Annotated in this window: 9 protein-coding genes and 2 pseudogenes; 6 read left to right on the top strand and 5 right to left on the bottom strand. The window is 48.4% G+C overall.

The genetic code is table 11. The annotated features are described in order from the left end of the window. Positions 1 to 147 precede the first annotated feature (147 nt). The 5 genes and pseudogenes from AB1757_25355 (at position 148) to AB1757_25335 (ending at position 4,841) form a co-directional block, all read left to right on the top strand. The gene (locus AB1757_25355) at positions 148 to 345 is read left to right on the top strand and encodes a hypothetical protein (protein ID MEW6130386.1); all 198 of its coding nucleotides are present in this window, start codon (positions 148 to 150) and stop codon (positions 343 to 345) included. A gap of 138 nt (positions 346 to 483) precedes the next feature. Then, a pseudogene (locus tag AB1757_25350) lies at positions 484 to 993 on the top strand (serine hydrolase domain-containing protein). A gap of 40 nt (positions 994 to 1,033) precedes the next feature. Further along, entirely contained in the window at positions 1,034 to 2,149 is a 1,116-nt protein-coding gene (locus tag AB1757_25345) for a hypothetical protein (protein MEW6130385.1), read from the top strand. A gap of 245 nt (positions 2,150 to 2,394) precedes the next feature. Beyond that, a complete protein-coding gene (locus tag AB1757_25340; protein ID MEW6130384.1) occupies positions 2,395 to 3,534 on the top strand; it encodes an iron-containing alcohol dehydrogenase in 1,140 nt (379 codons plus the stop codon). Further along, a complete protein-coding gene (locus AB1757_25335) occupies positions 3,522 to 4,841 on the top strand; it encodes a PQQ-binding-like beta-propeller repeat protein (protein ID MEW6130383.1) in 1,320 nt (439 codons plus the stop codon). Before AB1757_25340 ends, AB1757_25335 begins: the two co-directional genes overlap by 13 nt. A gap of 188 nt (positions 4,842 to 5,029) precedes the next feature. On the opposite strand, the gene AB1757_25330 is transcribed toward AB1757_25335, so the two are convergent. The 3 genes and pseudogenes from AB1757_25330 to AB1757_25320 form a co-directional block, all read right to left on the bottom strand. Next, a complete protein-coding gene (locus AB1757_25330; protein MEW6130382.1) occupies positions 5,030 to 8,062 on the bottom strand; it encodes a TonB-dependent receptor in 3,033 nt (1,010 codons plus the stop codon). A gap of 541 nt (positions 8,063 to 8,603) precedes the next feature. Continuing rightward, positions 8,604 to 8,750, bottom strand: a pseudogene (locus AB1757_25325) (GNAT family N-acetyltransferase). Then, positions 8,751 to 9,050: a hypothetical protein gene (locus AB1757_25320; GenBank protein MEW6130381.1), complete on the bottom strand. Its 300-nt coding sequence runs from the start codon at positions 9,048 to 9,050 to the stop codon at positions 8,751 to 8,753. It abuts the pseudogene before it with no gap. Between the two features lie 103 nt (positions 9,051 to 9,153). Between AB1757_25320 and AB1757_25315 the strand changes: the two genes are divergently transcribed. Next, positions 9,154 to 10,158, top strand: a complete 1,005-nt coding sequence (locus tag AB1757_25315; protein ID MEW6130380.1) for a tetratricopeptide repeat protein — start codon at positions 9,154 to 9,156, stop codon at positions 10,156 to 10,158. A 502-nt stretch (positions 10,159 to 10,660) separates the two neighbouring features. Here the strand turns inward: AB1757_25315 and AB1757_25310 are convergent. Next, on the bottom strand, positions 10,661 to 13,822 hold the full coding sequence (locus AB1757_25310) for a carboxypeptidase regulatory-like domain-containing protein (protein ID MEW6130379.1): 3,162 nt from the start codon (positions 13,820 to 13,822) through the stop codon (positions 10,661 to 10,663). 561 nt (positions 13,823 to 14,383) lie between these two features. After that, positions 14,384 to 14,803 (bottom strand): nuclear transport factor 2 family protein, encoded by a 420-nt coding sequence (locus AB1757_25305; protein MEW6130378.1) that lies wholly within the window; start codon positions 14,801 to 14,803, stop codon positions 14,384 to 14,386. Positions 14,804 to 14,889 lie beyond the last annotated feature (86 nt).

The raw sequence follows: 14,889 nt of genomic DNA, 5'->3' as shown, positions 1-14,889 counted from the left end.
GTTGCGCTGTGCGGCATTGAACCGGATGACCCATCTGGGAATGCCCGACAGCTATGCCGTATGAAGCGTTTTCTAGTATAACCTTGTGGAAGATTGTTTCCATTTTTATTTATGCAACAAAGCCGTTCGGGACTAAATCAGTCATATATGGCGGACGGAATTTCCAACCGCGAGATTGCCGTCAAAAAAATACTGAATGAGTCATTGGAATTTGAATCGGGGACTGATTTTGGATACAGCAATGAAAATTTTGAGTTGTTGGCGGCAATTATCGAAGTTGTCTCAACAATGGTTCGGACACTTTTTGAAATAGGAAGCTCACAAGTTGTTGAATCTGCAAAGTAGGGTTGAATTACCTTAAAGTTAGGTGGCAGGCTAACTTTGAGAATATTCTATTAGGCAATTCCAAGTCGTTGATTCCATTGACCTGTAACGGTTACATAATCGCTTAAAACCTGTCCGAAGTATTGCTCAAAAAAGTCTTATGAAGAATTTATCCGTGCGGAAATTCTTCGACCTGCCGGAATGAAGAACACTTATTTTTGGGGTGAGATTGACGATTTGAATGCAAGAAAAGTTGGGCAAAAGCTCGATAATCTTTCTGTTCAATCCAGAGGGCGAAATTGGGGCCACATCGGTTCCGGCGGAATCTATTCAACTTCGGCTGATTTATTCAAACTTTATCTGGCAATCAAATCCAATAAATTGCTGAGTGCTGAGACGACCAAATTGTTTTTTTTAAGTCATCGAAAATCATCAAGCGGAATCGGCATCGGTTATGGCTGGTTTATTAGCCAAACCATCCGAAACACAACAGAATATTGGACACGAGGCAACGAAGATTGGGGACATAACGCGGTTTTAAGATGGTTTCCCGATGAAAATATTGTCGTCATTGTTTGTTCAAATGCCGGTGAAAAATTAGAAAAGACAACCGCCAACCGAGTTATCAGCGACGAAATTATCAAAACAATTTTCGATAAAGGATTCTAATTTTTTAATCTTCCCGAAATTTATTCCTAACGAGTGATATATGCCAAGATATTTAATATTTTTATTTGCAATTTTCTTAACAGTTTCAACCGATTTAGTTGCCCAAAACTCGCTTTGGGGAAATCTTGAAAAAGGTAAATATGAAGTCGGTTTGAGACTAAAAACTATAAAAGATTCGGAAGGGCGTCCGATTGAGATTTTTCTCTGGTATCCAGCGAAAAATTCTAAAAACGTAAAATCAATGACCTTTGTCGAATATTACAAACTGTCTGAAAAAAATCTGAAAGATGTCCAATTGAGCGAAAGTTTAGCACAAGACATAACAGGCGATAGCAAAGGAATTGATAAAGATACTACTGACAAAATCTTAAATTCAAAAATGAAAGCAAGTCGCGAAACGCCAATGATTAAGGGGAAATTTCCGCTGATTTTGTGGAGTTCGCGGCATTCAACCGTCGTTTCACAATCGGTTTTGTCTGAATATTTGGCAAGCTATGGTTTCATCGTCGCTTTTGCTCAATATGCCGGCGAACCTTTACCGTTTCCTTTTCAAATCAACGAGCCTGAGAAAAAATTGGAAGTTTTGGAAACTCACGTAAAGGGTTTGGAGTCTGCTTTATCGAATTTGCGATTGATGAAAAATGGGGATGCCGAAAAAATCGCAGTAATTTCGTGGAGTTACGGCGGCGAGTCTGCTCTCAAATTGCAAATGCGGCAATCGGATATTGATCTAGTTATCGGTTTAAGCTCGATTCGTTTCGACCGCGGGCCATACCAAGGTAGATTTATGCTTGAAGCGAAGAAGTTAAATATTCCCTACGTCTTACTTTGGGAAACAATCGGGACAAACGGACAACCCGAACCGATTCCTTTGATTTTTAATGAATTGCCGAAGGAATCTTATTATTTGGAATTCAAAGAGTTACGACACGGTAACTTTAATGTTTTGGAAGGCTTTATTCCAAGCCTGTTCGGGATAAAAAAAGTTCAGCCGTGGTCAAAAAATGATGGTTTTGCTCAAATAGGTTATGAAACGATTTGCCGGTATTCGCTTTCTTATCTGGATTATTTTTTGAAAGGCAAGAAAATGAGTAACTCATTACTTGAAAAAGGTTTGCCAAATGGCTTTGTAAAAACTAATAAATTTGGAAAATAAAACCTCCGTTAATTATTTCGGTAAGTTTGCAGTCCTTGTATTAAAAAACATTCTGGCAATTTATTTTGGTTTGGCGAAATGCCAATGGAGACACGGACAGCGTACTTGGATGTTAATCGAAAGAGCGGTTGGCTACAAAAGCCACTTTCTCTCAATTGAGGGAGCCAATTTCGGTCGTTGAAAAAGACTCTTTGCCTGGCTTTGAAAATCCCGTAATTTTTTGCGTATCATGCTCCATACCAACTATGAAGCCATTCGACTTTCAAAAACACACCCGCATCATATTCGGCGAAGGAAGGTTTAAAGAGTTAGGCGAGATTGCCTTGAAACTGGGTTTTCGTCGCACCTTGATTGTTGCAGATATTGGTCTCTTTGAATGCGGCTATGTCGAACAGGCAACCAAATCTTTACAACAATCGGGCATCACGGTTTTCAATTTTCATGAATTTGAAGCCAATCCCGACACGCGAATGATTGAACGCGGGCGCATGTATGCCGCATCGCTCGACATCGATTCGCTTGTCGGACTTGGCGGCGGAAGTTCTATGGATTGCACCAAGGGCATCAATTTTCTGCTCACCAATGGCGGCGCGATGCGCGATTACTGGGGCTATGGTAAAGCGACAAAACCGATGTTGCCGATGATTGGCATTCCGACTACCGCAGGCACAGGCAGTGAAGCGCAATGCTACGCCTTGATTTCCGATGCCGAGACTCATGTGAAGATGGCTTGCGGCGACCCCAAAGCGGCATTTAAAGTTGCGATACTCGACCCGCGCCTTACCGTCTCGCAACCTGCAAAAGTGACCGCCACCGCAGGCTTTGATGCCATCTCGCACGCCGTTGAATCTTATGTGACCACCAAACGCAATCCGCTTTCGGAAATGTTTTCACGCGAAGCCTGGCGACTGTTGGAAGCCAATTTCGAGCGAGTCCTCGGCGACCCAACCAACATCGAAGCGCGTGGCGCGATGCAACTTGGCGCTTACTTTGCCGGGGTAGCGATTGAAAATTCCATGCTTGGCGCAACCCACGCCTGCGCCAATCCCTTAACCGCGCACTACAACACCCCGCACGGCGATGCGATTGCCTTAATGTTGCCGCACGTCGTGCGCTGGAATGGCGCAGTAGTCGCGGCGCGCTACGAAGAACTCGCGCAAGTTGCTAAACTTAAATTTCAGGAAAACCCGGTCGAAGCCTTAGCCCTGCGACTTGAAAGCTTAATTAAAGCAGGCAATTTACCCAGAGGCTTGGCAAGCGCAGGAATCAACATTGATGATTTAGAGATTCTTGCCAAAGACGCGGCGACCCAGTGGACAGGCACCTTCAATCCGCGTCCGTTTGGCGAAATCGAAGCTTTGGAGGTTTACCAGTGCGCGTATTAATAAATCAACAGGCAAAAGGCAAAAAGCAAAAGGCAAAAATATTTACTGCCAAATTTGCATTACCTGGGTCGCTTTCGCGTGTTGTGAAGGCGATGGTATCACAATTAAACCCGCCTTTGTTTATGGGAGAAAAACTTCCTAATCAAAGAGCAAAGCGAATTTTCAGATGGGCATTACCAACAAAAGCATTGGTACTTTTGCCTTTTGCCTTTTGCCTTTTGCCTTTTGTCTTCAACGCAACGCCTTTTGCCTTTTCTCAGAAATACACCTTCGCGGGCGAATGGGGGCAGTTTCGCGGCAATTTGCAAAACACCGCGATTTCACTTTCCAGTGTGCCGCGCGATTTAAAGGTTCTATGGACCTATGACGCGGGCGAATCTATCGAATCGTCTGCGGCAATCAAAGATGGCGTGGTTTATGTCGGCTCGCATAAAGGCGAATTGATTGCGCTTGATTTAAACAGCGGCGCAGTACATTGGAAATATTCGACGGGCGATATTGAAACTTCTTCACCGGCGGTCGCGAGTGGCATCGTTTATATCGGCGATATGACGGGGGTTTTTCATGCCGTCAATGCGAGTAACGGGCAAAGGCTGTGGACTTACAAGACCAATGCCGAAATCAAATCTTCGCCGGTCATTGTTGATGATAAAGTGCTGATTGGTTCGTATGATGAAAACCTTTACTGTTTCAATGCGCGAAGCGGCAAATTGCTGTGGCAGGCGAAAACCAGCGGCTATGTGCACTGCACCCCCGCAGTCGTTGGCGGCATTGCTTATGTTGCCGGTTGCGATGAAATTTTTCGCGCCATTCGCGTATCGGATGGCAAAGAGCTTTATCAAATTCCCGCAGGCGCATATGTCGGCGCATCGCCGGTGATACTTGATGGTTTCGCTTATTTCGGCAACTTCAACAATGAAGTGATTGGTATGAATTTGACCACCAAACGCATTGCCTGGCGTTATTCGCATCCGCAAAGACAGTTTCCCTTTTATGCTTCGGCGGGCGTAGTTGACGGGCGTGTAGTGGTTGGCGGGCGCGACAAAATGGTTCATTGTTTGAACGCCCGCACCGGCAAAGCCTTGTGGACATTTACCACCAGAGCGCGTGTGGAATCATCGCCGACGCTTGCCGATGGTCGGGTGTTTGTCGGTTCAAACGATGGACGATTTTATGTATTGGATTTTCAAACCGGCGCAAAGGTTTGGGAGTATAACGCCGGTGCGCCGATTTCCGCATCGGCAGCCATCGCATCGGGCAAAATCATCGTTGGTTCACAAGACGGCAAACTCTATTGTTTCGGATGATGTGAAGTCAGTACATTTAGCAACCCTTCAGTTGAGCAAGCGGGCTGAGACCGCGCATCGGTTGATAAATCGCTATAGGTTGAATAAAAAAAGCCGAAGCCTTCACGAGCTTCGGCTTTTTTATTTGAATTGTTCACGAGCAAGGCGCGGTCTCAGCCCGCTTGCTCAACTTCAATTTTGTAAGGTTTTTAGAAAGAGAAACGGAAACCGAATTGCGCCTGGAACGGAATGCCAAGCGGTTCGGAAAATCCTGTCGCTCCGTAAAAGTTAATCGGTCGTTTGAAGTCGGGCGTGCCAACAACCTGTTGATACGCGGCTCCAAAATTTGCCGTGTTGAACAGATTGAACGCCTCAAAGAACAATCCCACTTTGAAACGGTCATTGCGGAAATTGAAATTTTTGGCGACCCGCAGATTGACTTGCGAGAATATATCGCCGCGTTCGCTGTTGGGCGGTAAATGATTCTGGTCATTGCCATCGCGAGTTTCCGTATCGTTGAAGATACCGTCTTTATTGATGTCATCAGCGCCTTCGGGGAAGATGCTGTACGGACGCGCTGAGGCAAATTGCAGGATGGGCGATAATTGAATGCCCCAAGGCAAATCAAAAATTCCCGATACCACAAAGCGATGACGTTCATCCGAACTTGTGGGACCGAAATCTGCCGCCGCATCAAATTTGTTGAACGGATTTTGCGGCGCTTGTCCGAAATCGCCTGACAGACCAAACCAGGTCACAGCTTTCGACAAGGTGTAATGGGTGTTCAATTGAAAACGATTGCTGTAGCGTTTGCGCAGCGACACCGTGAACGCATCGTAACGCGAGCGCCCATCGGATTGCGCCACAGTGATTCTTGAAAAGGGATTGGGAATGCCGAATTCCTGCGTGAGTTCGGCGGCGTGGGCTGCGAAAGCATCAGCCAGGAGTCTTGGCGGCGTCGGGCTGTTGCGGTCTGCGCCGATGAGCGGCCCGATGCGCGGATTGATGTCTAAACCGGTGAACTCATGGAGTCCGAGAATGTGTATGTAATCGAATTCCAAAGCCATGTTTCGACCGATTTCCTGCGCGAAACCGATGTTGGTTTGCTGGCTGTATGGCGATTCAAAATTCGGGTCGATCAACCGCCCGCGAATCGGAATGAGCGGATTGGTAAACGGTCGCGGAATCGTTGGAACCGGCGATGATAAACTCAGTCCATCATCGTCATTGACCAGTTGCCCGTAAATTTCATCGTGCGCCTGTTGCACCGCAAAGGTGACGACGTTTTGGAATGACTGGTCATAGTAAAGTCCATAACCGCCGCGCACCACCGAACGCCCGTCGCCGAATACGTCATAGGCAAACCCCAGACGCGGTGAAAAATTATTCGTGTCGTTTTGCGCGATGCGTTGTCCGTATGGACTTCCGATAATCTGCAAAGCCCGGACGGCGCGATTTCTCTCCTGACGCTTGGCATCAACGAAACCCAGGTCAACGTCATAACGCACACCAAGGTTGAGTGTGAGTCTGCGTGAGACGCGCCAGTCATCCTGGGCGTACCCGGAAAATTGATGCGAGTTATCTAAGAAAGCTGTGCTGGGGTCGCCGCCCGCCAGCACGATTTGAATGACGCTTCCGGGGGTGTTCAGCCCCTGCGGATAAGTCGCCGTATCGGTCAAAATATTTCGTATGGTGTCACCGAAAAGATAATTGGGGGTGGATACGAAATTGAAGAAGCCGCCGATTTCGGGAATGAACACATAATCGCCGCCGAATTTCAGCGCGTGATTGCCGACATTCCAACTGAGGTCATCGCGGAATTGATGTTTGCGTTGCGTAGTTTGTTGCGGCACATTGGCATTGCGCCCGACAACGATGCCATCTGCGAATGCCAGATTCGGCAAATCCGAGGTTGCGAGAATGCGGTTGTTGAAGGTTGACCATTGATAGAGGAATTGATTGACGGTTCTGGAATTGGCTGTCCACGTCCATGAACCGAGAAGACTATGCAGGTCATTCAACTGTCTATCGCCTCCGCTCAAATCGGTTTGCACGATTAAAAAGCCCGCCTGGTCATTTAAGGCTTCATTGTTTTGTTGCGCATAACGCAACGAGAAGGCGTGATTATCTTGCGGATGCCAATCGCCTTTCAGGGTGTATTGCGTATCATCGAAGGGTTGCGGGAAAAATCGGTCAACGTTGTAACCGAGCGGCGCGAGCAATTGAATTTGACTCACAGTATCGGTCGGGACAATGGACGTCGCGCGCTCGCGTGTATGTTCAACGGTGCCAAACCAGAAGAGCTTGTCTTTAATCGCCGGACCGCCGAGTGAGCCACCGAATTGTTGGCGACTGAAGGCGGGTTTAACGACATCGTTGGGGTCGGAAAAAATAATCGGATTGGCTTTGGCTAAAATTTTCGGCGCGCTGGCGTTGAATGTATCATCGCGGAAAAATCCGAACAGCGAACCGTGCAGGTCATTGCTTCCGCTTTTGTTGATAACCGAAAGCAAAGCGCCGCCCGACCGCCCATTGGCTGCGGAAAATCGTTGGGTCGAAAGGGCGAATTCCTGAATGCCTTCCATCGAATAATTCTGCAAAATGCCGCCGACGACATTGTCTTTGTTGTCACCGCCATCAATGGTGATGTTGACATTGCGACCTGTCGAACCGCCGATGGAAAAAGTTCCGGTGCGGGCTTTGGTCGGATCGAAAGACGGCGCTTGCGTAGCGCCCGGAATGAGTACCGCAAGCGAAGCGAATGAGCGACCGTTGACCGGCAGGCTCTCTAATTGTTTTTGGGTGACCACGCCGCCGACATCGGTCTTAGTCGTTTCAACAACCGGCGACGATTCACCCGTAACCGTGACCTGTTCGGCAGAGCCTGCGGGTTTGAGTGCCGGTTCGATGGTCACACGCGACAAGACATTGACGGTGACCGGTTCCTGCACATATTTGGCAAAGCCACCGGCTTCGATTTCAATGCGATATTCGCCCGGCGTCAGTTGCGTCAGTTCAAACGCGCCGGTGTCGCTGGTGGTCACCAGGCGTTCGGCATTGGTGCCTTTATTGATGGCTTTGACCGTCGCGTTTGATACGACAGCGCCGGATTGATCTTTGACAACGCCTGTCACAACGCCGGTGTTTGCGGTCTGCGCAACGAGCGCGACGGGCGTCGAAATCAGTAGGGTCAATAGAGTCAGTAGGGATGTGATGGTTTGTTTAAATCTGTTCTGTTTCATTTTAACCTCCATACCAGTGGCTTTCATAAGCACACGGGTTTCCATTGTGGCTGATTACGCAGGCTGGGAAGCCATAATCAAGAAGGAATCTAATGGACAAATAATTCGGACAACGGCATCAGACAAACGCTTTGCCGCGCCTTTGCCCTTTGGGGTTTAGCAGCAGGAATTTTCAGGATGGAATTAGCACGGGGTATTTAAAACTTCTCACCCTCGCCTAATGCTAAACATAGCTGAGAACACTGGGTGATTGAAAATTTAGCAAGCGTTATTCCAAGCGGATTTCAAGTCGCGCCAAAGCGCGATAAAGGATTGATAGCGCACGGGTAAAATAAAAATACTGAGAACCAGGAAAAATTCTACCTGGCAATGAAAATACTAGATTCTGAATTTCTTTCCGAATTTATGGAAAACGCCCGTTTTTTCGCCATAAAACCGCAACATCTTTTTGCAACGGCTTAAAAAGTTTTACATTGTTGAAACCTTTATTGATTCAATATATTGAACACTTATCCAATATATTGAATTTGATAACAAGTGGTTAATCGACGGTTTTTAGATAAACATCAGGGCGGTGAATTTCCATCAGGCGCTCAGGATGGGCTGGCGTTGCAAATCCGAATTTACCGTAGAGCGCGTGCGCGTCGCGGGTCGCAAGCGTCCAACGCCTTAACCCTTGCAGGTCAGGTTAGAAACTGAAACGGATACCGAACTGTCCCTGAAACGGAATGCCGATGGGTTCGGAAAATCCCGTCGCGCCAAAGAAATTTGTCGGCTTCTTGAAGTTCGGACTGCCAACCGTGCCATCGAATGAGTTCCCGAAGTTCGCGGTGTTGAAGATATTGAACCCTTCAAAGAACAGCGACAGTTTCAGGTTCTCTGTGAATTTATGGTTCCAACCGACTCGCACATTCACCTGCGAGAATTTGTCGCCGCGTTCGGTGCCCGGCGGCAGTTTATTCAGGCACTTTTGTTTATCAAACCTCATTTCGAGAGATTTTACGCTAGGTTATAGGGAGCGTTTTTTGTTAAAATAACCGCATCTTTGATTCGTAAAATTCCGATGCCTCACTCACTTTAGGAGGAAATTCATGAGTAAAACTATTTTACTGATATTGGTTTTGCTGCTTGTTTTATTGCCGCTCAAATCGACCGCGCAAACCGGCAACACGATTGCCGGATTTATCATGGATAGTTCGCGTCGCCCGGTAGCCGATATTTATGTCGAGTTACTTGACGATGTGGATTTGGTAATAAAAAGGAGTCGGACGACCGGGTCAGGAAGATTTGTCTTTAGCGGCTTGACGCGAGGCAATTATCAAATTCGGGTAGTTACTGCCGGAACCATCTATGCGACTCCGCCAACGGAGCGGGTTGAACTGATTGTCGTTTCGGCATCGGCAAACAGCGGACGGGCTTACGAAGAGAGAGTGCTCACCTTGCGAACGATGGATGAGGTCAAATCACCGAACAAGGTCAAACCTCCCGGAACCGTCTTTTCCCAAAACGTTCCGGCTGAAGCGCAAAAACATTATCAAGATGCCATTGAGAAACTTGATTCGTCAGGCAGCCTTGATGAGGGCATCGGCTTATTGAAAAAAGCAATTGAAATCTTTCCGCAGTTTTATTTCGCCTTAGAGCGATTGGGAGTGGAATATGCCAAACAGCGTCAATATGAACTGGCGCAGGAAACCCTGTTGAAAGCCATAAAAGTGAATCCCAAAGGCCAGCTTAGTCTGCATACGCTGGGGATTGCACAATACAATTTGAAGCAATTAAACAGCGCGGCAGAATCGCTACAACGCGCGGTTGCGTTAGCGCCGAATTCCGTAAATTCGCAATTCTGGTTTGGCATCGTGCTGTTTCGCAGCAGCAAATTCGCAGAGGCTGAAACTCCGCTTAAACGAGCTTATGAACTTGGCGGCAAACAAATTCCCGATGTCCACATGTACCTGGCGCAAATTTACAGCAATACCAAACGGTATAAGGAAGCTGCGGATGAACTGGAACTCTTTTTGAAAGAAGCGACCGATGCCAAGGATACCGATAAAATTAAGGGCTTAATCCAACAACTGCGAACCAAGGCTAATCAATAAATTGCCGATAAAACCGGTGACGTGTAATGAAAAGATGGATTGACGGATGCGTAACAACAAAAATCAAATCCGGCAAATTCATCACTCTCTACAATAACTACGGGCAGCAAATCTTATGAAGGCTCCGCTAGCCAAACTCTTTTGAATACCGGTTGATTCAATACGCAGATCGTTTTGCCTGTTGATTGCCAAAGCACCGGTCATAGCGCGCGCCTTGCGATAGAATGCTGATCGCCCCACAAGGCTTTATCACGTTATAGCGGTTTGCAAATGAGTTTACCCAGTCTCTGTTGAGCGCGCGGTCAAAGACTGCCTGTTCAACCTCAGTAAATCGTTTTGCCAACCGCTATAACCTGGCAATTTTCTGGAGCAGTTCGATATTGAGCAGATGAGAAAGTTGCCCGACATTCAATCATCAAGCGTTGCCTAACTTTCAGATTAAAAATTAAAAAGCCCATCCATTGCTGGATGGGCTTTTGAGTTATGGCAAATGACTTGCCGTTTAGAAGGTGTAGCGAACGCCGAGACGAACCGAACGCGCACCCTGGAAGGTGGTTGGCAGACCATAACTGGTTTGCTTGCGTTCAGGATTCGATGCCGCGTTCAAGTAGGTAAGGATTTGATCCCGGATACCACCGGTCAACAATTTGTTAATCGTTGTCGGTTCATCACCAAGACCCAGGTTGCCGCCCAGTGTCACAGCGCCGAAAGTTCTCTGCACTTGCAGGACGTTGCTTTCATCGAAGAGGTTGATGACGTTGAAATCAAACGCCAAGGTCGAGCTTTCTGTGAGTCTGATCTTGTGCGAAACGTTGAAGTCAGTCTGTGTGAAAGCTTCCGTTCTGCCCAAATCACCACGTCCATTGAGAATCGTCTGTGCGACGTTATAGAGGTTGACGAAAGTGGTGAGCGGGGTGCCGGATTGAGCAGTCGTAAAGAACCCGAATTCAGTGGTGTTCTTGGCGCTGCCCCACCAGTTCCAGTTGTAACCGCCAAACGCATTGAAAACATGCGGACGATCTGTCGGCAGGCGACCATCATCGGGTTCACCCGTGGTGGCAAAGCCGGCAAACGGCAGGTCGAAGAAGCGGTTGACGCCCGGTGAAGTGCGACCGAGTTCGTCAGAGCTTGCCAGTCCTGAGTAATTGCCATAGAGACGGCTCCAGGTGTAGGCAAGGTTATAGAAGAAGTGGTTCGCCAAACGACGGTCAAAGACAACTTCTACAGCGTCATAAACGCGCTTGGGTGACGCGACTTTGGCAAAGCCAAACTGATTCGCAACATCCAGGTGCAAGCCGCTGCCCGGATTTCCGATAATGTAAGCTTCACTGCCCTGAGCGTTCGGGAAGCCTGCGTCTTCAATCGCGTCCAGGACGTTCTTGTGACTGTAACGGGCTCTGACAAGCATCTTCTCGGTCAATTGATGTTCGACACCAACGGTGAATTCGCGTTGACGGAACTCTTTCAGATTGGGGTCAACCTGACCGTCGAAAATGGTCGCGTCCGGGTTGTTCGAGGCGATGCGGAAGTCAAGCTGGCATCGGGTTCTGGCACCCGGGACGTTGATCGGGCAGTTTCCGCCAAATTGATCAACCGTGCTGCCGAGGATGAGAGCTTTCGTATAGGTGTCGAAGCGCTCACCCGGGAAGATTTCAAAATAGTCGTTGCGGAAGAATTCGCCGCCGAATGAACCGCGCGGCAGTTCAAATTTCAAGCGGTCGGTGTATTCACCATAGCTGGCAAACAGTTTGGTTTTGCCATTGCCTAAGAGATCGTAAGCGCCGCCAATACGCGGCACGATCTTATCACCCCAACCGAAGTTAATCGGCGGCGCAAAACCGTTGAACGACGGCAGGTCTTCTTTTTCAAAGCGCACACCGGCGTTGATTGACAGGCGGCTGGTCGGCTGCCATTTGTCTTGCACATAAATGGACTGAGCGGTGTTGCTGGCAGTACCTTTTCTGGCAAAACGCTGCAAGAGTCCAGCGCCAATCGCTCCGGGAGATGACGGCAGGTCAACGCCGGAGACGTCGGCGATAGAGAAGCCATAGGAGAGCGAAACCACGCCGAAATCAGCGGTATTGCTGTTGTCAACGTCGTTTTCAATCTTTGAATGTCCGTAACCGCCTTTGAATTCGTGACGTCCGGCGAAACCGCTGAGCAGATAGCTGACATCGCCTTCAAAGTTGGTCTTTTTGGAAACGTCAAAGTTGTTGTGCGAGTTGCTGGTGACGTTCTGGAAACCTTGCGCGCATCCCGCCGAAGCCGGAGGTGCTTGTCCGCCGCAGATGTAGCGGGTGACGTCCGGGACTAAGTAACCGGTGGTCTTCTCGTTCAAAAATCCGCGCGAGAAACGGAAGCTGCCAACCAATTTACTGGTCGGCGTCCACACCGCATTGGTGGTGATGTTGTTGGAATTTTGACGACCGCCTTGACGTTCGGACAAACGATGTCCTCTGAGAACGCCGGTTGTGCCGCCGAAGTTTACGGATGATGGCGCGCCACCAATCGAAATCGTGCCAAACGGTAGCAATCCATCGACAACAATGGGGTTCCAGGTGTAGGTTCCGGTGACGCGGAGCGTATCCAACGCCGCCCAGTCGAGTCGCCCAAAAGCGTATTCGTTAATCTGTTTGGCGCGGTAAATTTCCGAATCCGTCTGCACTCTGGTGCGCGGGTCGGAAGAGAAGAAGTTGGTTTCGCGGGTGGTTAGAAGATATTGCGGCGTATAGCTTGCCAAAAACCACACGCGATCTTTGATGACCGGACCGCTCAGGGTTGCTGCCGGGTAGAAATTCTGGAAATTATCTTCCGGCGGGGTCAGGAATTGGTTGATCTGTACAAAGCTGGCACCAGTGCCGCTTCTGAATGCCTGTAGGAACGGACGGTTGCTGGCGGTGAGTTCATCGTTTTCAAAGTGCAAGCCGAAATTGCCATGCCAGGCATTGCTGCCGCCTTTGGTCACGACGTTAATCACGCCGCCGGTTGCGCCACCGAATTCAGCTTCAAAACCGCTGGTTTTAATCTGAATTTCCTGAACGAATTCGAGCGGCAGGTTATTGTTTTGATTGATCACGCCGGTGCGGAAATTGCTGACTTCCTGACCATCAATGATGAAGGAGTTTTCCGAACCCGAAGCGCCGTCCACTTGGAACTGACCGCTCATCGGTTCCGGGCGGGTTGCCGGTGAAAGTTTGAGAATGCTGGTAAAATTTTGTCCCTTCGGCAACGATTCAATCACTTTGCTGGTGATGTTGGTCTGCACCTTGTTGTCGGTTGGGTCAATACGCGCAATGTCGCTGCCGGTGACATTCACCTGCTCCTGCACGCCGCCCGCTTTCAAAGCGATATCAATAACCGTTGCTTTACCGAGAACAACCGTGACATCTTCTGCCTGTCCGGGCGCAAAGCTGCCGGCGCTGACGGTCACTTTATAGGTTCCCGGTGGAACCTGCGCTGCACGATAGAAGCCTTTGTCATCGGTCGTGATCGTGCGGTTGAAAGCTGCGCCTTCGACTTTTACCGTCGCTCCCGGCACAACTGCTCCACTGGTATCGGTAATCGTTCCTTCAATCGAACCCGTGGTTTCCTGTGCCATGACAGGCGCAACCGAGCCGATTGCAAGAACCAACAGCAATACGATGCTGTAGATTTTTTTCAACATAGTTTCCTCCATATTAGGGGTATTAGTATACATTTTACTATTAGCTAAATTCTTCTCTGAGTTAATGAGCCAGAGAACCAACCTAGTTTTCGAGATTTTGCCCATTAATTAAAGTGATTGGAGGCATATTCGAGCAAATAACATTCCATCACTGCGGTTTTTGGGTTCATTTGATTAAATTCTGTTTTTGTAGCATTTAAATAAAGCACAGCGGACGCCGTCGGAACCTCGCTTCAGTCAAAAAAAATGATATTTTGGATTTTACTCCAAAATTTTGAATCTCATTTCCCCTGATTACCGGTTATTTTGATTTTGGCGTGACCGGCTGAAAACCGCGAGAAATCCCATTAAAAGAGGGCTGCTCAGGTCATACGGCTTGGCTAAAGCTGATGGGCAGCCGTTTTGCCAATTCGTTCGTCAGTTTGCCAACGACCCCGTTTTGCAGCCGCTCGACGCTTTGCCAGCTTTTCACAATTGCGTGCTCGAACCATTCCATATGCAGAAACGGTTGCCAAGTCCTGATAAACCGGCAACCGTTTCTCACTCTCTCAACGATGCAATTCATTGAATGGTGTCGGATTCCGAGTCAGGCAATATCATCGGAATCGGTGAAGCATGGTGATGCACCATAAGCCATTTGCCACCACGTTGGATGAAAAGGTTGGTTGCCGCAGCCTGCACGGTATCGAAATTGGTATCCTGAAAAAGCGTAATATTTTCAATGCAGCTTACCCACGCCACTTCGCCTGAATAATGGATGGAAACCTCTGTAGGAAAGATACGCATCCTTTGTTCACCGGCAAATATTTGTTCCCAGCTATAGCGCACTTTCGCCCAACCCACCACGCGATCCCAACCCGGATGCACGCAACAGACATACTCTTCGTGCTCCCATAACCCTTCCATGCGCTCAATCATTCCCGATTCGATGGCGCGGTAAAAAGCGGTGTTGGCAAGTTTGATTTCCTCGCGGTCGTCCATACGGCGGCAAGCCTATAACGAGCGCCTTCAGATTTCAAGTTTGCATGAACATTCATCGACCTGAATCTCCCCGTAAGAGTTGTGAA

It is taken from the genome of Acidobacteriota bacterium, from assembly GCA_040754075.1.
In the GTDB taxonomy this organism is placed as follows: Bacteria; Acidobacteriota; Blastocatellia; order UBA7656; family UBA7656; genus JBFMDH01.
This window is presented reverse-complemented; position numbering and strand designations above follow the sequence as displayed.